Source organism: Rhizobium pantanalense, assembly GCF_030182525.1.
In the GTDB taxonomy this organism is placed as follows: domain Bacteria; phylum Pseudomonadota; class Alphaproteobacteria; order Rhizobiales; family Rhizobiaceae; genus Rhizobium.
In genome coordinates, this window is record NZ_JAQJCH010000002.1 from 79,571 (window position 1) to 97,799 (window position 18,229).

Annotated in this window: 16 protein-coding genes; 10 read left to right on the plus strand and 6 right to left on the minus strand. The window is 58.4% G+C overall.

The window, feature by feature from the left end; translation table 11 throughout:
* Positions 1–45 precede the first annotated feature (45 nt).
* On the plus strand, positions 46–1,596 hold the full coding sequence (locus PH558_RS06465) for a sugar ABC transporter ATP-binding protein (RefSeq protein ID WP_095437084.1): 1,551 nt from the start codon (positions 46–48) through the stop codon (positions 1,594–1,596).
* Positions 1,597–1,628: 32 nt separating this feature from the next.
* Complete coding sequence (locus PH558_RS06470; protein WP_069610314.1) at positions 1,629–2,600, plus strand: ABC transporter permease; 972 nt, start codon at positions 1,629–1,631, stop codon at positions 2,598–2,600.
* A 251-nt stretch (positions 2,601–2,851) separates the two neighbouring features.
* On the opposite strand, the gene PH558_RS06475 is transcribed toward PH558_RS06470, so the two are convergent.
* From PH558_RS06475 to PH558_RS06490, 4 genes are all read right to left on the minus strand, one after another.
* Positions 2,852–3,859, minus strand: a complete 1,008-nt coding sequence (locus tag PH558_RS06475; RefSeq protein ID WP_285202842.1) for an acyltransferase family protein — start codon at positions 3,857–3,859, stop codon at positions 2,852–2,854.
* Positions 3,856–5,148 carry an O-antigen ligase family protein gene (locus PH558_RS06480; protein ID WP_095437082.1) on the minus strand — a complete coding sequence of 431 codons (1,293 nt, stop codon included), beginning with the start codon at positions 5,146–5,148 and terminating at the stop codon, positions 3,856–3,858. Before PH558_RS06480 ends, PH558_RS06475 begins: the two co-directional genes overlap by 4 nt.
* Before the next feature lie 8 nt (positions 5,149–5,156).
* Positions 5,157–6,431: a polysaccharide biosynthesis/export family protein gene (locus tag PH558_RS06485; protein ID WP_285202844.1), complete on the minus strand. Its 1,275-nt coding sequence runs from the start codon at positions 6,429–6,431 to the stop codon at positions 5,157–5,159.
* An 84-nt stretch (positions 6,432–6,515) separates the two neighbouring features.
* Positions 6,516–7,196: a sugar transferase gene (locus PH558_RS06490; RefSeq protein WP_285202845.1), complete on the minus strand. Its 681-nt coding sequence runs from the start codon at positions 7,194–7,196 to the stop codon at positions 6,516–6,518.
* Between the two features lie 730 nt (positions 7,197–7,926).
* Between PH558_RS06490 and PH558_RS06495 the strand changes: the two genes are divergently transcribed.
* Complete coding sequence (locus tag PH558_RS06495; protein WP_095437079.1) at positions 7,927–8,217, plus strand: exopolysaccharide production repressor protein; 291 nt, start codon at positions 7,927–7,929, stop codon at positions 8,215–8,217.
* Positions 8,218–8,307: 90 nt separating this feature from the next.
* A complete protein-coding gene (locus PH558_RS06500; RefSeq protein WP_285202846.1) occupies positions 8,308–9,318 on the plus strand; it encodes a glycosyltransferase family 2 protein in 1,011 nt (336 codons plus the stop codon).
* Positions 9,319–9,330: 12 nt separating this feature from the next.
* On the opposite strand, the gene PH558_RS06505 is transcribed toward PH558_RS06500, so the two are convergent.
* Both PH558_RS06505 and PH558_RS06510 read right to left on the minus strand, forming a co-directional pair.
* Positions 9,331–10,275 (minus strand): polysaccharide pyruvyl transferase family protein, encoded by a 945-nt coding sequence (locus tag PH558_RS06505; RefSeq protein WP_285202847.1) that lies wholly within the window; start codon positions 10,273–10,275, stop codon positions 9,331–9,333.
* Positions 10,276–10,361: 86 nt separating this feature from the next.
* The gene (locus PH558_RS06510) at positions 10,362–11,321 is read right to left on the minus strand and encodes a glycosyltransferase family 2 protein (protein WP_285202848.1); all 960 of its coding nucleotides are present in this window, start codon (positions 11,319–11,321) and stop codon (positions 10,362–10,364) included.
* A 689-nt stretch (positions 11,322–12,010) separates the two neighbouring features.
* Between PH558_RS06510 and PH558_RS06515 the strand changes: the two genes are divergently transcribed.
* The 6 genes from PH558_RS06515 (at position 12,011) to PH558_RS06540 (ending at position 18,225) form a co-directional block, all read left to right on the plus strand.
* Complete coding sequence (locus PH558_RS06515; protein ID WP_285202849.1) at positions 12,011–13,147, plus strand: acyltransferase family protein; 1,137 nt, start codon at positions 12,011–12,013, stop codon at positions 13,145–13,147.
* 28 nt (positions 13,148–13,175) lie between these two features.
* Positions 13,176–13,958 (plus strand): endo-1,3-1,4-beta-glycanase ExoK, encoded by a 783-nt coding sequence (exoK, locus tag PH558_RS06520; protein WP_483314133.1) that lies wholly within the window; start codon positions 13,176–13,178, stop codon positions 13,956–13,958.
* 106 nt (positions 13,959–14,064) lie between these two features.
* Entirely contained in the window at positions 14,065–15,273 is a 1,209-nt protein-coding gene (locus PH558_RS06525) for a glycosyl transferase family 1 (protein ID WP_285202851.1), read from the plus strand.
* Positions 15,270–16,268, plus strand: a complete 999-nt coding sequence (locus PH558_RS06530) for a glycosyltransferase family 2 protein (RefSeq protein ID WP_095437073.1) — start codon at positions 15,270–15,272, stop codon at positions 16,266–16,268. The genes PH558_RS06525 and PH558_RS06530 overlap by 4 nt, the downstream gene beginning before the upstream one ends.
* Positions 16,265–17,203, plus strand: coding sequence for a glycosyltransferase family 2 protein (locus tag PH558_RS06535; RefSeq protein ID WP_095437072.1), 939 nt, complete (start codon positions 16,265–16,267; stop codon positions 17,201–17,203). The genes PH558_RS06530 and PH558_RS06535 overlap by 4 nt, the downstream gene beginning before the upstream one ends.
* Positions 17,200–18,225 (plus strand): glycosyltransferase family 2 protein, encoded by a 1,026-nt coding sequence (locus PH558_RS06540; protein ID WP_285202852.1) that lies wholly within the window; start codon positions 17,200–17,202, stop codon positions 18,223–18,225. Before PH558_RS06535 ends, PH558_RS06540 begins: the two co-directional genes overlap by 4 nt.
* Positions 18,226–18,229: the final 4 nt, after the last annotated feature.

The following is an 18,229-nucleotide window of genomic DNA, read 5'->3' on the forward strand; positions in this document are numbered from 1 at the left end:
CTTCTCCGAGGCGGTCGCGTGGCGATGCGAGAGGGAGGAGACCTCATGACGAGCCTTGAAGAAATCAGCCATCGGCACGACGATACCGTCAAGACGGAAGCAAACCGCATTCCGCCAGGCTCGCCCATCCTGGAACTCAAGGGCTTGCAGAAGCGCTATGGCTTCGTCGAGGCGCTGAAGCCGGCGACCGTCACGTTTCTGGCCGGAGAGATTCATGCGATCGTCGGCGAAAATGGCGCGGGCAAATCGACCCTCATCAAGCTCCTGACCGGCGTCATCACGAGGACGGCGGGCGAAATTTTCTGGTGCGGGCATCCTGTGGCGCTCGCAACGCCGAATGAGGCGATCGCCCGCGGTATCAATGCGGTGCATCAGGAGGTGGTGCTCTGCCCGCATCTGACGGTCGCTGCCAATCTTTTCCTTGGCGATGAAGTCAATCGTTTCGGCCTGATGCGCAAAAAGCAGATGGTGGCGCTGGCGCAAACCGTGCTCGACGATCTCGGCTTCGGACTGCCGGCGGGCGAACTCCTAAGCTCGCTCACCATCGGCCAGCAGCAGCTCGTGGCAACGGCAAGAGCCGCGATGCGCGGCACCCAATTCCTGATTTTCGACGAGCCGACCGCCTATCTCACCCGCCAGGAATCGGCGCAATTGTTCAAGCTGATCCGCCGTCTGCAGGGCGAGGGCGTAACGATCGTCTATATCAGCCATCGCATGGAAGAGGTGTTCGAACTGGCCGATCGCGTCTCGGTCTTGCGCGACGGCACGCATGTCGGCACGCGCACGATCGCCGAAACCAACGAGGACGAGCTGATCAAGCTGATGATCAATCGTTCCATCGAGCAGATCTACCACAAGGAGGAGATCCCGATCGGCGATACCATCCTCGATGCCCGCGGTCTTTCCGGCCCCGGCTTCGAGAATGTTTCGCTCAGCGTCCGTGCCGGCGAGATCGTTGGCCTTTACGGGCTGATCGGTGCCGGCCGCAGCGAATTCGCGCTGGGTCTTTATGGTCGCCAGCCGCTTTCTGCGGGCGAAATCTACTGGCAGGGACGCAAGGTCAACATCCGCAACGAGCGTGACGCGATGGAGCTCGGTATTGCGCTGGCACCGGAGAGCCGACGCGATCAGGGCCTCTGCCTCAACCTACCGATCGGGCTCAACATCAATTTACCCGTGTTCCGGCGGCTGAGCAGCGGTCCGATCATCAATAACAAGAGCGAAGCGGCCAATGCCGACAAGCAGATCCGCGATCTCAGCATCAAGACACCGAGCCGGCGGGTTCTGGTTTCCGCCATGTCCGGCGGCAATCAGCAGAAAGTGGTCATCGGCAAATGGCTGAGCCACGGCGCCAAGCTCTTCATCTTCGACGAGCCGACCGTCGGCGTCGATGTCGGAACGAAGGCGGAGATCTATCGGCTATTTGCCAAGCTGCTGCGCGCCGGCGCCGGCATCATCGTCATTTCGTCCTATCTGCCCGAGGTTTACGAGCTTGCGGATCGTCTGCACGTCTTCCGCCACGGCCAGCTGGTCGCCAGCCATGATTTCCATGCCGCGACGCATGAGGAAGTCCTCGGCGAGGCGATTGGCGTCTGAACAATAAACAAGTCTAAAGAGGGAGAACAAAAATGGCCGCGAATACGACAGAAGGCCCGACCGTTGCGCCGCGGCGCAAGATGAACATCCTCTTCAGCTTGACGCTGATTCTGCTATTGCTGGCGCTCTGGGTCGTGCTCGGACTCTGGACCGACAAGTTCTGGACGCCGCTCAACATCACCAATCTGATGCGTCAGGGCTCGATGACGGCCATTCTTGCGCTTGGGCAAACCTTCGTCATCATCACCGCGGGCATCGATCTTTCCGTCGGCGCGATCGTCGGCTTCTGCACCGTCATCATCGCCTGGCTGCTGCAGGCCGGGTTTCCGGTCTGGGCGGCCATCCTTATCACCTTGCTGTTCGGGGTCTTGATCGGGGCGTTCCATGGTTTCGGCATCGTGCGCATGGGCCTGCCACCCTTCATCATCACGCTCGCGACATTGACATCGCTTCGTGGTATCGGCCTGCTGATTACCAACGGTTCGACGATCAACATCGTCAATGATGATTTCACCAATTTCGCCGTCTCGGATTTTTTGGGAATCCCGAGCCTGTTTTGGATGGTGATCCTGGTGGCGATCCCGGCCGTGATCTTTCTGCATCTCAGCCGTTGGGGGCGCTATCTCTTCGCGGTCGGCTCCAATCGCGAGGCAGCCCGGCTTTCCGGCGTTAACGTCAACTGGATGATCTACCTCGCCTATATCCTTTCAGGGACCTGTGCGGCGTTCGTCGGCATTCTTCTTGCCTCGCGTATCGCCATCGGCAATGCCACGCAGGCCGATGGTTGGGAGTTGCAGGCGATCGCCTCGTCGGTGATCGGCGGCACCAGCTTGTTCGGCGCGGTCGGAACGGTCTACGGCCCGCTGATCGGCGCCTTCATCCTGGCGACCATCAACAACGGCGCCAACCTGCTGAACCTGAATTCCTTCTGGCAGCGCATCATCACCGGCGTCTTGATCATCGTCATCGTTTATTTCGACCAGCTGCGGCGCCGCCGGGCCTAGGGCAGCGACAGAGCGAGGCATGGGGCGACAATCGAGCGGGCGCTACCCGTTTGATTGCCACCATACTTGTCGTCAAGGAAGGTCGAGCGCCGCGGGCATCTGACGTATCTGGGCAAGCTCCGTTTTGGACGCTCGCAGGCAGAAGTAGGCATCAGTCTACCGCACAAGCTACGCCGGAATCGACAAAATGCCCTTTAGGAGACGTGTAAGCATCCGCGAGCGTATGCGCACGGGTTGTGCGGGCGTGGGCCTCAGGCCGGTGAGGGGCGCGATCTCTGCCAGCTCAGGTTCTTCAGCAGATTGCGCAGCGGCTTTTCGACGGCTTCGTAGGCGCAGATGCCGAGAATGGTGCCGATGATGACGCCGACGAAGGTGATGGCGTCCGAGGGTATCTGCATCCGCGCCATCAACTTGACGACCACCGAAATGGCCAATGTGTGCCAGAGGTAGATCGAATAGGAGGCGTTGCCGAGATAGGTAAGGAGCGGAATGGAGGGCAACTTGCCGCTGCGCTCCACCGACACCGTGCCGAGCACGAGGGCAACAGCGAGCGGTCCGCAGGTCACTTCGTTGAAATCCAGGCTCAGAATCTGGATCGCGGCAAAGCCCGACAATGCGACGGCGATCAGGGCAAGACCGAGGCCTGCCCCCGGCACATGTCCGGATAGCCAGAGGCGTCCGAGGATTGCGCCGGCGACGAATTCCAGGATGATCGGCCGCGTATAGGTCAAGAGCAACGACGACTGTGGATCGATGATGCCGCCGGCAAGGACGAAGGCGAGGAAGATCGCCGTCATGCCGGCAAGCCGCAGTCGTTGTGGCAGAAGCAGGCAGGCCGCGAAGATGACGTAGAAGAACATCTCGAAATTCAGCGTCCATCCCTGCACCAGAACCGGCCAGATCTCGCTACCGCCCGTACTTGGCGAGCGGACGGGAATAAACAGCAGCGAGCCGAGAATATGGTTTGCCGTCAGCTTCATGTTCGGAAACAGGCCGATGGCGGCGCCGGCGATCATGATGGCGGTCACGATCCAGTAGGATGGCGCGATGCGCTGCAGCCGATCGAGCGCAAAGCGCAAGGGCGTCACCGGCCGACGCTCGCTCATGGTCCACATGATGAAGCCGCTGATGACGAAGAAGACGTCGACGCCGGCGGCTCCGATGCGGAAATGGCCGCCGCTGCGCTCGGCTGCGTGAAACAACACTACGGCGAGCGCGGCGAAGGCACGGAGATATTGGATGCCGTAGAGTGTCTTCATTGGCCCGTTCGCGGCTCCCAGTTGACGGGTGGCGCGAATGGTATCTGCTCGTCCGTTCGCGACGGCGTGTTCGCCGGCATCCGCGCTCGCATGGAAAGCTTTCCTGCTGTGAAATAGAACAGGAAGGACCCGACATGGTACGGATTGAGAATATCGATCTCGACGAAGGAGCGGATCAGCAACAGGGTCGCGACACCCAGAAGGATGTAGGATTCATCGTTTCTGATGTCGCTTAGAAAGCGGCTGATGTGGCCGATGAAAGCCGTCAGCAGGATCGAGGCTAGCAGGAAGACGCCGATGAGTCCGGTTTCGACCGTCGTTTCGATATAGGTATTATGGAAATGGAAGCCGGCGCGGGAAGCGATAAAAAACTCATCCCACAGTCGCTCGGGCTCGGAGAAACCCTGGACCCAGTAAGCTTGATAGCCGACGCCGAAGAAAGGGTTCTGCTGTGCGGCTGCGATGCCCTGCTGCCAAAGATAGGTACGCCCGGTAAGCGTGGAATCCTTACCAAAGGCACCGAGAACGAGATCGACCGCACCGAGATAGACGCCGGCAACCGCTAGGATGACGCCGGAGACGGCCGCTGTCACAAACAGCCTTTTACGCTGCTTGGGTGACAGATACAGGATGACGCGCAGGCTTATGCACAAGGCTACGACCAGTCCCGTCGTCAGCACCGATGTTGCCGATGCCGAAGCATGGAGGCAATAGGCGGACAGCAGGCCGGCAAATCCTGCACCCAGCATCCAAATCCGACGTTCGCCAAGGACGAAGACGGCTGCGAAGGCGAAATAGATGCCGAGCGAGGCATAAAAGCCGAGCTGGTTCTTGGAATCGAAGGCGCCGACGAAGCTGTAGCTTCCGTCGATCGGATCATAGGCGTAATAGCCGAACAATATCGAATAGATGAGCACGATGGCGGTGCCCGCGATCGCGCCGCGTGTCAGCGTGCGGATATCGAGCGTGCGCATGGCGATCAGGGCGCAGAAGATATGCGTCATGTACTGGATCGCCGCGCGTGCCGTCACGGACGGGACGACCGACCAGAAGATCGAGAGGCAGGTGAAAACGCCGAACGTGAAGAGCCAGAGCTGTCTATTATAACTGCCGAGCACGTTCCGGTAATCCATCATGACGAGCGGAAACCAGAGGGCGTAGTAGAGCAGAATCGAGGGCTGGCCGAAGCGGGAGGAATAGGCAAACACGAAGAAGGAGAGAGCAATCGCCACCGCCCCATAGGTGGCGTTGCTGCCTGGCCGCACAAAGATCGATTTGGCTATCCGCATCGACTTTCCTATCGGATGGCAAGGCCGGTAGTGACCTTGATCAGGTCGCCCGGCAGTACCTGCGTGTTCTCCTGAGCCTGGATTTCCTTCGATTGGCCGTTCTCGTCACGAATGATGGTGTAGGAGATGCTGACACCCGGTCCGCTTGGATCGAGGTTGCTGGCGTCGGCGGATTGGGCCACGGCTTCCTGCATGAGCGATTGGCTGGTCGACAGCTTGAGCTGTAGCGTTTCCAGCTGCGTGTCCGTATCCTGCATGTCCTGGGCCAACGAGCTCTGCCAGTCGTTGTGCAGAGTGATCTCGTCCTGATTGGCCTTGTTGATATCCTGTTTGGCTTTTAGGGACGCGGTTTCCGTATCGAGAAGCGTCGCTTCCAGGTCGGAGGCGCGCTGTTCAGCGGAGATCCTGCGAGAGGCAAGCTCTAGGCCGCGTTCCGTCAGGCTTTCGACTTTGTCGCGGTCGGCCTTGGCCAGATCGAGCTGGCGGCTCTGCGTGTCGTTCTTCTTCGAAAGCGCCTCGACTTCGTTCTGCAGGAGCGCCTTCAGATCTTCCAGTGATTTTAGCTGCGTCGTCATGCGCTTGGCGCGCGTGTCCATCAGCGCTTTCTCGCTTGCGAGCAAACTTGCCGTTTGGGGCAATTGCTTGAGCTCTGGCGGCACTTCGATATCATCCTTGCCAGCCAATTCGGCCAGCAGGCGCGCCTTGCGCATCAACAGGCGACTGCGTTCCGCCATGTAGACGACGGCGTCGCCTTTGGCATTGATGAAATCGCGCGCAAAGCGCTGTCCGGCATCGGCACGGCGCATGCCGCCGCCGAGGCTTACGGCTTTCAGCACGGTCAGGTTGGGCGCGAACGGATATTCACCCGGATTCTGCACTTCCCCTGAAAGGTAGATCGGCCGGAACTGCGACATCTCCACTGAAGCCGATGGGCGATCACGCAGGCCGAACTGCTTCTGCAGCCCGAGGCCGATGGCATCGGCGATCTGATCCGTGGTCTTGCCGACTGCGGGCATGTCCCCGATGAAGGGAATGGATATCGAGCCGGAAGGGCCGACCGTATAGTCGCCCGAAATGGTGGACCAGTCACGAACCGTGCCTTCGGCGGTCTGCCATTCGGCGACGCGCACATGCAGCTTGTCCATGACGCCCAAATGATATCCGGGAAGGTTTTCGGCCGAAGCCGAGACGGAAGCTACGCAAAGGCTGAGAGCAACGATAGTTGCACAGCACAGCGATGTATTGACACGTACAAGCCTCTTGGAAGGCCGAAATTCAATCATGCAGGATCTTCCCTGTTATTGGTAGGCAGCCCGCAAGACGCGGGAAAACCGCAGGAAACCTCCCGCGGTATCTGCCAGTCATCATCAATAGCTGCCGCGCGAGAGGCAGACTGCAGGAATGGTTTTGGCGATGATCACCATGTCGCTGCTAAGCGACCAGTTCTTCACATAATGCGTGTCGAAGGCGACACGGCTTTCATAGGAGACGTCGTTGCGGCCGCTGACCTGCCACAGACCGGTCAGGCCCGGACGGGACTGCAAATAATAGATTGCCGCGGTCTCGTAGCGTTCGAGCTCGTCTTCCACGACCGGCCGTGGTCCGACGACACTCATTTCGCCGCGAATGATGTTGATAAGCTGCGGCAGCTCGTCGAGGCTGAGTTTGCGCAGGACGGCCCCGACGGTGGTGACGCGGGGGTCGTTCTGCAGTTTGCGCGTTGCGCGCCACTCTTCCATTGCTCTCGGATTGGCCTGCAGATGCGCATGCAGCACCTTGTCGCCATCGACGACCATGGTGCGGAACTTCAGGCAACGGAAGGTCTTGCCGTTATGGCCGATACGGCGATGACCGTAGAAAGCGGGGCCGCGGTCTGTAAGTTTCACCAACAGCATCAGCAGCAGAAAGAGCGGGCTGATGAGAATCAAAGCGAGCATAGCGGTAGAGACGTCGAAAACACGCTTCAGTACTCCACCAGTGGGCGGAAAGACGTCGCTTTCCGCGGCGCTGAAAAAAGCCGATGTGGCCGATCTCGTCGCAGACTTCATAGAGAAAACTCCATTCATGTTGACGATTGGTCGGAAATTCTCGGACGCGTAATTAGAGCCGGGATGATCGGAGTGTAGGTTCCGATTTGGACTTTTTAAGCCAAACTTTTGTAGCGATATGACATGGCGGTATACATTTACCGCATCAGTGGTGACTTGGTTTAAATCAGTGATCAATTATAGATGAGTTGTACTGTATCATGTTGCGTATAATGGCACGGTTGATAGCTCTGCCACGTCATAGTCGACGATTTCTAAGGATGTTATAGGCATCGAACGTTAAGTTGTTCATTATCATTGGCTTCGGTAGCCTGTGTTCGGTTTCCCCTCAGCTATATGGCATTCTGATTTCTTCATAGGATATATTGCGCTGCAGCAATATTTTGCGGTGCACATACTGAGATCGGATTTTTCAGAACTTTGTAATAAAAGTTGATTGAATTGATGATGAAACCATGGAGGTGTGGCTGACCTCATGCTTCGCAAAAGTTGCATTATTTCATTATACCTCCATATAATTGCGAAGAGAAAGATGAACAAATTCAATTGTAATTATAATCGACGTGTAGTTTTAACAGGCTGGGGGTTACGGTCGTCTCAAATCGCAACGGATCTGGGTAACTTGGTTGAATCTCAATGAATCATAAAATATATTTAAGACTTAGGTCTGATAAGGGAGGAAAGACCTTGATCATTTTTCATTTGATGGTCGAGCGGGCGGGGTAAGATTATGTATGCGCCCCGCGTTTTCATTAGCATGCTAGGCACGCTGCTCGTATTTGCCATCGCAACATATTTCCTGACGAACTCGCTTTCGACCACCCTGATCGAAACGGTCATCTGTGCCGTCCTTCTGCAGATCGGCTATTTCCTGGGCGTGCTTTACCTTGTCTGGAAAGAGCGCAAGGCGCACGCGGCCCTGTCGAGCGAAGACAAGGTGCCGGCATCGGGCCAGGAGGACACCAAGGTCGCCGGTCTGTCCGCCTCCAGTTTAAAGCGGTCGGAGCCGTTCAACCCCTGAACCGGCTGGACGATTAGATCTTTTGATGATCCGGCGGTTGTCGGATCGTAGCCATGTCCTAAGTCTCCGCCTGAACCATTGGAGGCTGACGTGACCGACAGTGCAGAAAAAAGCGTCTGCGTAATCATTGCCGCAAAGAATGCCAGCGACACCATCGGGCTGGCTGTTGCCTCAGCCCTTCGCGAGCCTGAAGTGGCGGAAGTCGTTGTCATTGACGACGGCTCGACGGATGGGACCGCCTCTGCCGCGGCCCAGGCCGATGACGGCAGCGGCAGGCTGACGATCCAGGAATTCGAAAAGAACCGCGGGCCGGCCGCAGCACGAAATCACGCGATCGACATATCCAAGGCCCCGTTGATCGGCATTCTCGATGCCGACGATTTTTTCTTTCCGGGGCGTTTTGCTGCGCTGCTTGCCGCTGACGATTGGGATTTCGTCGCAGACAACATCGCCTTCGTCAGTGCCGACACCGTTCCTGACGCCCATGCGCGGCTCGATCATTTCGACGCGAAGCCGCGTTTTCTCGATCTTGCTGCTTTCGTTGAGGGCAATATTTCCAAGCGCGGCGTGCGCCGCGGCGAGATCGGCTTCCTGAAGCCCTTGATGCGGCGCTCCTTTCTGGATGCGCATGGCCTGCGCTATAATGAGGCGCTGCGCCTCGGCGAGGACTATGACCTTTACGCCCGTGCTCTTGCCAGGCGCGCACGTTACAAGATCATCCATAGCTGCGGGTACGGCGCGGTCGTGCGCAGCGATTCCCTGAGTGGACGGCACAGGACAGAGGATTTGCGCCGCCTCTATGAGGCTGACCGGACCATTCTTGCCAAGGGCGGGCTTTCTTCAAAAGACGCAGCGGTGATCCGCCGTCATGAGCAGCATATCCGCGATCGCTACGAGCTCAGGCATTTCCTCGACATCAAGTCACAATCGGGGCTCCTGTCTGCCGCGATCCATGCGCTTTCGCATCCCTTCGCCGTCCCGGCGATTGCCGGCGGCATTCTGGCCGACAAGACCGAGCGCTTCCGCAAGCGGAGCGGAGCGCCCATTGCCCATGCCGGTGCAAACGGCCTGCGCTATCTTCTGCAGGCCGCTCCGAAATAGCGGTATCGCAGCTTACAGATAATCGCGGCGAACGCCTTCGATCGCATCGAGGAGGCGCTCCTTGCAGGCCGCAAGCGCGCTATCCTTGCTCAGCTGCGGCCTTGCCTTGCTTGCCTGCCACAGAGCCAGGGCGGAAGGCATGGCAAGTGCCTGCTTTGCCATGATGCGCAGCGTGGTCTGCTCGGGATCGGCAAGCATGACGTTTTCCCCGTAGCGCTGCTTTCCGAGCTCGGCTGCTGCCTGCGTGCTGCGCTCGAAGCCAACGCCCCAGAACTTCGCACCCTTGGCGATCGCCTCGGCGCGGGTCGAAACGGGGATGTGCTTGGGCTGGTAGGTGACGCCGAGCGAGCGAGCCCAGTCGTTCCATTTGAAGCTGTTGATGGAGCGCGAGGAGCTGACTGCAATCCATGGAACGCGGAAGGCATCGGCAAGGATGGCGCCGTGCATGGATTCCGCCACGATCAGTTCGGAGGCGGCAATTTCGCGGATCACGGCCTTCGCCTCGCCGCGGGGGTCAAGATAGGAAAGGCCGACGGTCTTGCAGATTTCAGGCCAGAGACCGGCGGCAGCCGATTCCCAATGCGGAATGAAGGTGCGCTTGCCGTTTTTGGAAATGTTCTGGAATTCGGGCATTTCCGTTACCAGGACGGCGGGATCGACAATGCCCATGATGGCAGGCAAGCCAGCCTTTTCCGCCGTCAGCGGGCCGCGTACGCTGCGGATATCCCATTGCGACGTGTCGCGCATGTCTGGAAGGGAGCCATAACCGAAGCCGCTGCCGATGACGAGTTTGCGTCCCTCGTCGGGCAGGATCTCCGTGTTGAGGACGGTTCCGACTCCGACCAGCAATGTTTCCTGGTGAGCATCGCGAAGGCCGGGAAGTAGGAAATCCCAGAGCCAGAGATTGAGATCGTCACCGAAATTGCCATGGGTGGATTCCCAGTGGAACGGCTTCATACAGGACTCCTTGCTGATCCAAACGATAGCGGGGCATGCCGTGGCTCTTCGATGTGGCATGCGCAGCTCATGCTGCGCTGCAAAATCTAGGGCGCGAGTTTGCCGACGGCAAGCTGCATGACGCTTTGTAAAATCGCCGGGTCGCGCAAGGCCCATTTTGCCAGCAGGCCAAATTGCGGCAGACGCCGCTGCCGCATCTGCCGCGCCTGGCTCCAGAGCGCCTGCCGCCGGGCGCGGTTTTTATAGAGACGGATGGACTCGACATCCTGCGGCCGCCGAGAAAATCTCTGCTCCAGTGTGTTGAGCGCCGTCCATGTGTTGAATTGCTGACGCAGAAATTGCGGGGAATCGTTATCGATGCTGTGAAAGATATTTACGCCTTCGCCACGCAGTGCACCGGCATTTTCACACAGCAATACCCGCTTGGCTGCGAGAATGCAGTCGCAGAAGAACAAGACATCCTCTGCCGCCAGCCGCAATGACGGCTCGAAACGAATCTTTTCGAAGACCGCCCGTCCGATCACCATGCAGGACATGTGCAAAAAGCTCCAATCCTGAAGCATGACACTGGCAATGTTCGGAATTTCGATGACGGCGGGCCTGTCCGACAATCGTATCGTATCGACCGACTTTCCGAGTTCGGCGATGCTGAAATGATAATAGAACTCCTTGCCGCCATCGATGGAGTCCCAGTAGCAATCGGCGTTGTAATGGGTCAGCGTTCCGAAGGCGTTGCTGAGATGCTCCGGTGCCCATTCGTCATCGGAATCCAGGAACGCCACGAATCGGCTCTCGGCGGGCACGCTGTTGAGGCCGGTATTGCGCGCGCCGCCGGGACCCGCGTTGGTCTGACGGATCACACGGATGCGCTTTCTTTCTTCATTGCTCAGCGACTGCAGTTCGTCTTCCGCCGGAAGCGGCGATGCATCATCGACGATGAGGATATCGAAATCCTGAAATGTCTGCCGGGATATTGACCTCAACGCGCGCAATAGAACGCCGCTTTGCTTCTGATAGAACGGAATAACAATTGTGATAGACGCCATTTTCCCGCCTTTACGGTTTTGATTCAGGGGCTTGCGGTCTCATTCCCGAGGGCATGATCATTGGCTTTCCAACGGCATCCGCGGCAATTTTCCGGCCGATTGACCCATAACGGAAGTCGTTGTGACGCCAACAGGTAGCGTCCAATCGGTGTCGAGCAATGTTGAGAAACGAGATTTTCCGAAACTTTATCCCAGCGCGAAAGCATCCAGATCATCCCGCCGAGGGATCCCAGACCATCCCGCGAGGGAACATTGTGACACATAGCGCACCATAATCTGACATTTATGCACTCATGAGGGGAGCAACGTAAGTCGCTTTTCTTATATGGATTGAAATGCTGTCGCATTTTGGTCATGGTTCGCCTACCAAACTCTGCTGCGCTGCAAAAAATCTTCACCTTCCAGTAAAAAAACAACGCGGGTCGAACCCTTCGCCGGAAACCGGCATCGGAAGACCGAGCGGGCGTCTAAGTGCTTTTCACAGAAGAGCTTTTCTCCAATTCAAATCGATTATTCCATGCTCAAAGGCATGCAAACAGGTGTTTTCAGCACTGGTCCGCATATGATTTTTTACTCATTTTTGCTGCGGTGCCATATTCCCTTTCCAAAGAGCGCCCTAGGTTAAGTCTGCGAGCTCTGCTGTGCTCTGTTTGAAATGGCTGCAAGGGGGGATGCAGCACGAAGAAGGGGTGACAGACATCGTGAATGTGACTGCCAACGTGTCTTCGCGGATAAACCTCATGCGTATCGTGCTCATCTCGGGCATAATCTTTGTCCATATACCGTTCGATCCGCATAGCAGCCCATTCAACGGCGCCTATGGCTTTTTCGATTGGCTGCGAGTGTTCCTGCGTGACAGCTTGTTCCGTGTAGGTGTTCCCTGCCTGAGCGTAATCTCCGGATACTTGCTGTTTCGAAATGGAAAGGCACCGCAGAGCTATACGGAGACCATCAGCCGGAAGACAAAGACAGTTATTCTGCCATTCCTGTTGTGGAACAGCGCGTTCTTCCTCTTCGTACTTCTTCTTCAGTATTACGGTATCGGTGATGGATATCTTCCCGATCTGTCGGAAGCTAATCCGCATGTAATATCAAATCTCCTTCTGGCTATCGATGGCGAACCGATAAATCTGCCGCTCTATTTTCTCCGCGATCTTTTTGTTTGCATTTTGCTGTCGCCAGTTCTGGCTTTTCTTATTCGTCGTGCTCCGTTACCGACATTGGTCTTTCTGCTTTTGCTGGCGGCATGGCCCATATCTATCGGGATAGTGTTGCGGAACTCCATCCTCTTCAGCTTCAGCTTCGGAATCTACCTGAGCCTCCATCGTATCGACGTGACGCTCATAGATCGCTATGCCGCCCTGATCGCGCCTGCCTTCATCGCGCTTGCAGCGCTTCTGGCAACGGCTGCCTACATGACAGGGCCTGGATTGCCGTTGTGGCTTGAAGTTTGTCGCAATCTGATGGTGTTGGTGGGTATTCCCGGGTTCTGGGCAGTATCGGCAATCTTCATCCGTAGCCGCATCGGGCAGGGCCTGGCAGGAACCGGCAGCCTCAGCTTCTGGATTTTTTGCGCCCATTATCCGCTGCTCTTCTGTCTGTGGGTTCTTTGGAACCGCGGCGGCAGCGAACTCTATCCGATTTTCTATCTTTTGGCAGCCGCGCTTACCTTGCTGCTGCTGCCCTTGACCAATGGTATGGCGCGTTACGCCCTGCCAAACTTCCACAACCTGCTGACTGGCAGCCGGGTACGCCCGCAAGCCCAAACCAGTGCTGTCCAGAACCGCGCCGCCGAAGATCGGCAAGTGCGTTCGAAGCAAAGGTGATGCCATGACGACATCGAAAAGAAGTTACATGCAAAGACTTGGTCTTGTCTCAATCGCTCTCATGAGCGCGTGCTTCCTGTCACAGGCTGTGTCCGCCCAGGATGATCAGGCGACCGGCCAGTCATTCGTCGACAATTTCGAACGTCTGGATACCGGCCGCTGGTATATTTCCGATGGCTGGAACAATGGGGCGTATCAGAATTGCACCTGGTCGCGGAAACAGGTGAGCGTCAAGGATGGGACGCTGCAACTGCAGTTCACCCAGTCCAAGACCGGTGATCGCAATTATGCTTGCGGCGAAATCCAGACGATGAAACGTTACGGCTACGGCACCTACGAAGCGCGTTATCGCACAGCTAAGGGGCCCGGTCTCAACTCTGCCTTCTTCACCTATATCGGTCCGACCGACAAGAAGCCGCACGACGAGATCGATTTCGAAGTGCTCGGCAAGAATCCCGGCCAAGTCCAGGTCAACCAATATATTTCCGCCAAGGGCGGCAACGAAAAGCTGGTGCCGGTTGCAGGCGGTGCCGACCAGGACTTCAACGATTATGCCTTCGTCTGGGAAAAGGATCGTCTGCGCTACTACGTGAACGGCAAGCTCGTTCAGGAAGTCACCGATCCTTCGAAGATACCGACGAATGCGCAGAAGATCTTCTTCAGCCTCTGGGGCACCGATACGCTCAGCGGCTGGATGGGCAAGTTCGCCTATAGTGGCGAGCCGGCAACCATGGAGATCAAGCGCGTCGCCTTCACCGCGCCGGGAGAGAAGTGCCTGTTCCCGGAATCGATCACCTGCAAGCTCGATTGAACATGGCCGGCCGCGTGGCATCTCGCGCGGTCGGTTGCAATGCCATCATGCAACACCAACCACACAAGGCGCCGGGTCCCGGCCGGGCGCAAAAGCGGAAATTTTGATGCTGCATATACTGTATTTCGTCCATGATCTTGCCGACCCGGCTGTGCGCAGGCGGGTGCTGATGCTGCAGGCCGGCGGGGCACTCGTGACGCTCGCGGGGTTCCGGCGCGATGACAATGCGCTGGCTGCCATCCCTGGTGTCGAACCGATCGAGCTTGGCAAGACGCAGGATGCCCGGTTTGCGCAGCGTATCGCGGCGGTGGCCAAATCGGGTGCGAAACTGCGTGGTGCGCTGCGCTCCGTCGCAAGGCCGGACCTCATCATCGGCCGCAATCTCGAAATGCTGGTGCTGGCCCACCGCGCCAAGTCCATTTTTGGCGGCGATATGCCTGTTGTCTATGAATGCCTCGATATCCATCGGCTGCTGCTGCGCGACGATGTCGTGGGCAGCGCCCTTCGCAGTGCGGAACGCTATTTCGGTTCGCAGGCGGCATTGCTGGTGACCAGTTCGCCAGCCTTCATCGAACGTTATTTCCGCCCGCGCTCCGGGCTGCATGTGCCGGTCATGCTGCTGGAAAACAAGGTGCTGGCGCTTGAGCCTGCGGCGCGCGCCATCGCATCGGCAGCAAGGCCGCCGGCTGCGGGCAAACCATGGAAGATTGGCTGGTTCGGCGCCCTTCGCTGCCGCAAGTCCTTGGCCTTGCTCGATCAATTCTCGCGCCGGATGGAAGGCGGTTTCGAGATCGTCCTGCGGGGCCGCCCAGCCTATTCCGAGTTCGACGACTTCGATCGCACCGTCCGCGATGCACCCTTCATGCATTTTGCCGGCGCCTACAAGAACCCTGAGGATCTCTCGGCGATCTATGGCGAAGTCCAGTTCTCCTGGGCGATCGATTTTTTCGAAGAAGGCTTGAATTCCAGCTGGCTACTGCCAAACCGCCTCTACGAAGGCGGCCTTTACGGCACCGTGCCGATCGCGATCAGGGAGACCGAGACGGCAAGATTTCTCGCGAGCAGAAGGATCGGGTTTACGCTCGACGAGGCTGATGTCGAGCATCTGGCGGCGCTTTTGGGCGAGATGGACACAAAGCGTTATCTCGACGCTTTCGAGGCAGTGGCTTCCCAGGATCGCAAGCAATGGATGATGGATCGCGCCGACTGTCAGGGGCTGGTGCAGCGGCTGGCGTCGCTGACGCGCGCCAATGAGCAGATTGCCGAAGTACAGGCGCTCCCACAACTGCATCGCAATAGAGGTGGATTGCAATGACGACCGAAAGCTCTGGGGATATGCGCTGCATAATCGTTATTCCTTGCCTCAACGAGGAAAAGCATATCGAGCCGCTGATCGGCAAACTCGGGCAGGCTCTGAACGAACTCGACGCCAGGATCGTGGTGGCTGATGGCGGCAGCACCGATCGCACGCGTGAGATCGTCCGGGATATAGCCGTAAGAGATCCCCGCGTTTTGCTGCTCGACAATCCGAAGCGGCTGCAAAGCGCAGCGATCAATCTCGCCATCGAGACGTTCGGCGACGATCATGAGTATTTCATCCGTATCGATGCCCATGGCGATTATCCCGACGATTACTGCCAGACACTGGTGCAAGAGGCCGGTGCGACGGGTGCGGATTCCGTCGTCGTTGCCATGCGCACCATGGGTTTCAGCGCTTTCCAGAAGGCAACGGCCGTCGCGCAGAACTCCAAGCTCGGCAATGGCGGCTCCAAACATCGCGAAGGAGCCAAGGGCCATTGGGCGGAGCATGGGCATCACGCGCTGATGCGCGTTGCCGCCTTCCGTGCAGTCGGCGGCTACGACGAAACTTTCAGCCATAACGAGGATGCCGAACTGGATTATCGGTTGAACAAGGCGGGGTATCGGATCTGGCTGACCGACAAGACCGCCATGACCTACTATCCGCGCTCCAGCGTCCCGACGCTCTTCAAGCAATATCTCGGTTATGGCCGCGGCCGCGCGCGCAATATTCTCAAGCATCGCAGCATGCCGAGCCTGCGCCAGATGCTGCCGCTTGCGGTCGTGCCGATTTTCATCGGTGCCTTCCTGGCGGTCCTTAACTGGATTGCGGTTATTCCGGTTGGTCTGTGGGCTGTGGCCTGCATCGCCTACGGTTTCTGGATCGCTCTCGGCCAGAAGAACCCCTACGGCCCTCTGGCCGCGATCTCCGCCATGGTCATGCATTTCGCCTGGTCCATGGGCTTCTGGATGGAAGTTTTTAGCTTCCGCAATCGCAGGGTCGCGTCATGACACAAGTCCATCGACGCCCCATTAAGATCGACATAGCGGTCTGCACCTATCGGCGAGCAGAGCTCGATCAGACGCTGCTGTCGCTTGCCGTGCTCAACGTCCCCACAGGTGCGGTCATCCGGATCATCGTCGCCGACAATGATGTGACGCCGAGCGCCCGGGGCCGTGTCGACGCCATGCGTTCGGCCGTACCCTTCGAGATCGTCTATGTCCATTGCCCGGCATCGAACATCTCGATTGCCCGCAATGCCTGCCTCGATCATGCAAGCGGCGATTTCCTCGCCTTTATCGATGATGACGAGACCGCTTCGGAAGACTGGCTGACGGAAATGCTCATCATGGCCGACACGACCGGCGCCGACGCCGTTCTCGGCCCCGTGCAGGCGGTTTACGCGAATGTCGCCCCGGCATGGATGCAGCAGGGCGATTTCCATTCGACTCTGCCGGTCTGGGTCGCGGGAGAAATCCTGACCGGTTACACCTGCAATGTATTGCTGCGCCGCGGCGCGCCTTCGCTTGCCGGGCGGCGTTTCAATATCGCGCTCGGGCGCAGCGGCGGCGAAGATACCGAATTCTTCACCCATATGCACAAGGCGGGCGGCAGGATCGCCTATGCCGCGGATGCGCTGGTCTACGAACCCGTTCCCAATGGGCGGGCAACCGTCTCCTGGCTCTCGAAGCGCCGGTATCGCATGGGGCAGACGCATGGCCGCATGCTGCTGGAAGCCAGGGGTGGCTTCGGGCGTTGGCGAGCGATCGCGCTTGCAGGCACGAAATCTGCCTATTGCTTCGTCGCCGCGGCGTTGCTCTCGGCATCGCCCATCAAGCGCCATCGCTATGGCCTGCGCGGCATCATGCATGCCGGCGTCGTCAGCGGCCTCTTCGGAGTTCGCGAAATAGAACAATACGGAAATCTGGAGAAGGCACCGCAATGACGGATTTCATCCCCGATGTCAGCTTCGTCATCGCTGCCTATAATGCCGAGGAAACGCTCGAGCGCGCCATCGACAGTGCACTGGCGCAAGGCGCCGTCAGCATGGAAGTCATCGTCGTCGACGATTGCTCGACGGACGGCACGCGCGAGATCGCCGGCAACCATCCCGATCCGCGCGTACGACTCGTCGCCATGGCCCGCAATGGCGGCCCGGGCGCTGCCCGCAATGCGGGGCTCGATGCGGCTAGGGGCCGCTGGGTGGCCGTGCTCGATTCCGATGATGCCCTGCGTCCAGACCGTATGGCCCGCCTGATCGGCAGGGCGGAAAAGGCCGAGGCGCAGATCGCGGTCGACAATCTCGACGTCATCCGCGAGGACGTGGGCACGATACTGCCGATGTTCCCGGAGGCGATGCTGGCACGCATGCCGACGCTGACGCTGGCAAAGTTCATCGCCTCCAACATGATTTTCCAGTCGGAGCACAATTTCGGCTATATGAAGCCGGTCTTCGAGCGAGCCTTCGTCGAGAAGCATCGCCTGCGCTTCGATGAGACCCTGCGGATCGGCGAGGATTACATTTTCCTCGCTTCCGCGCTCGCCCGTGGCGGCCTCTGCGTCGTCGAGCCGACCGTAGGCTACTTGTATTACATTCGCGATGGATCGATCTCGCGTGTTCTCAGGCAAGACCATGTCGAAGCCATGCTTGCCGCAGACACCAGATTCTTCGCCGAACATCCCTTCGGGGCCGCGGCCCTTGCCGCACAGCGGCGACGCACGCGCAATCTGAAGGACGTCATCGCGTTCCTGAAACTGGTCGACAGCATCAAGGAACGTGAATTGCAGGCGATGCTCAAGATCGCATGCCTCAACCCGCGGGCGGTGCGCCATCTCAGCATGCCGATCTTTGCGCGTTTTCGTCGGTTGGCCGCATCTCTGCGGAGCGGTCGCCAGCCGTCGCCTACCTCCCAACTTTCCTCCCCCCTGCCCAACATGGGCGCAGGCCCTCACTCTAACAAAGGATAGAGCC

What these genes read in the sequence shown, in the direction of transcription:
- PH558_RS06465 (WP_095437084.1), top strand. Translation starts at nt 46, where the DNA reads ATGACGAGCCTTGAAGAAATCAGCCATCGGCACGACGATACCGTCAAG.
- PH558_RS06470 (WP_069610314.1), top strand. Translation starts at nt 1,629, where the DNA reads ATGGCCGCGAATACGACAGAAGGCCCGACCGTTGCGCCGCGGCGCAAG.
- PH558_RS06475 (WP_285202842.1), bottom strand. Translation starts at nt 3,859, where the DNA reads ATGAAGACACTCTACGGCATCCAATATCTCCGTGCCTTCGCCGCGCTC.
- PH558_RS06480 (WP_095437082.1), bottom strand. Translation starts at nt 5,148, where the DNA reads ATGCGGATAGCCAAATCGATCTTTGTGCGGCCAGGCAGCAACGCCACC.
- PH558_RS06485 (WP_285202844.1), bottom strand. Translation starts at nt 6,431, where the DNA reads ATGATTGAATTTCGGCCTTCCAAGAGGCTTGTACGTGTCAATACATCG.
- PH558_RS06490 (WP_285202845.1), bottom strand. Translation starts at nt 7,196, where the DNA reads ATGAAGTCTGCGACGAGATCGGCCACATCGGCTTTTTTCAGCGCCGCG.
- PH558_RS06495 (WP_095437079.1), top strand. Translation starts at nt 7,927, where the DNA reads ATGTATGCGCCCCGCGTTTTCATTAGCATGCTAGGCACGCTGCTCGTA.
- PH558_RS06505 (WP_285202847.1), bottom strand. Translation starts at nt 10,275, where the DNA reads ATGAAGCCGTTCCACTGGGAATCCACCCATGGCAATTTCGGTGACGAT.
- PH558_RS06510 (WP_285202848.1), bottom strand. Translation starts at nt 11,321, where the DNA reads ATGGCGTCTATCACAATTGTTATTCCGTTCTATCAGAAGCAAAGCGGC.
- exoK (WP_483314133.1), top strand. Translation starts at nt 13,176, where the DNA reads ATGCAAAGACTTGGTCTTGTCTCAATCGCTCTCATGAGCGCGTGCTTC.
- PH558_RS06525 (WP_285202851.1), top strand. Translation starts at nt 14,065, where the DNA reads ATGCTGCATATACTGTATTTCGTCCATGATCTTGCCGACCCGGCTGTG.
- PH558_RS06530 (WP_095437073.1), top strand. Translation starts at nt 15,270, where the DNA reads ATGACGACCGAAAGCTCTGGGGATATGCGCTGCATAATCGTTATTCCT.
- PH558_RS06535 (WP_095437072.1), top strand. Translation starts at nt 16,265, where the DNA reads ATGACACAAGTCCATCGACGCCCCATTAAGATCGACATAGCGGTCTGC.
- PH558_RS06540 (WP_285202852.1), top strand. Translation starts at nt 17,200, where the DNA reads ATGACGGATTTCATCCCCGATGTCAGCTTCGTCATCGCTGCCTATAAT.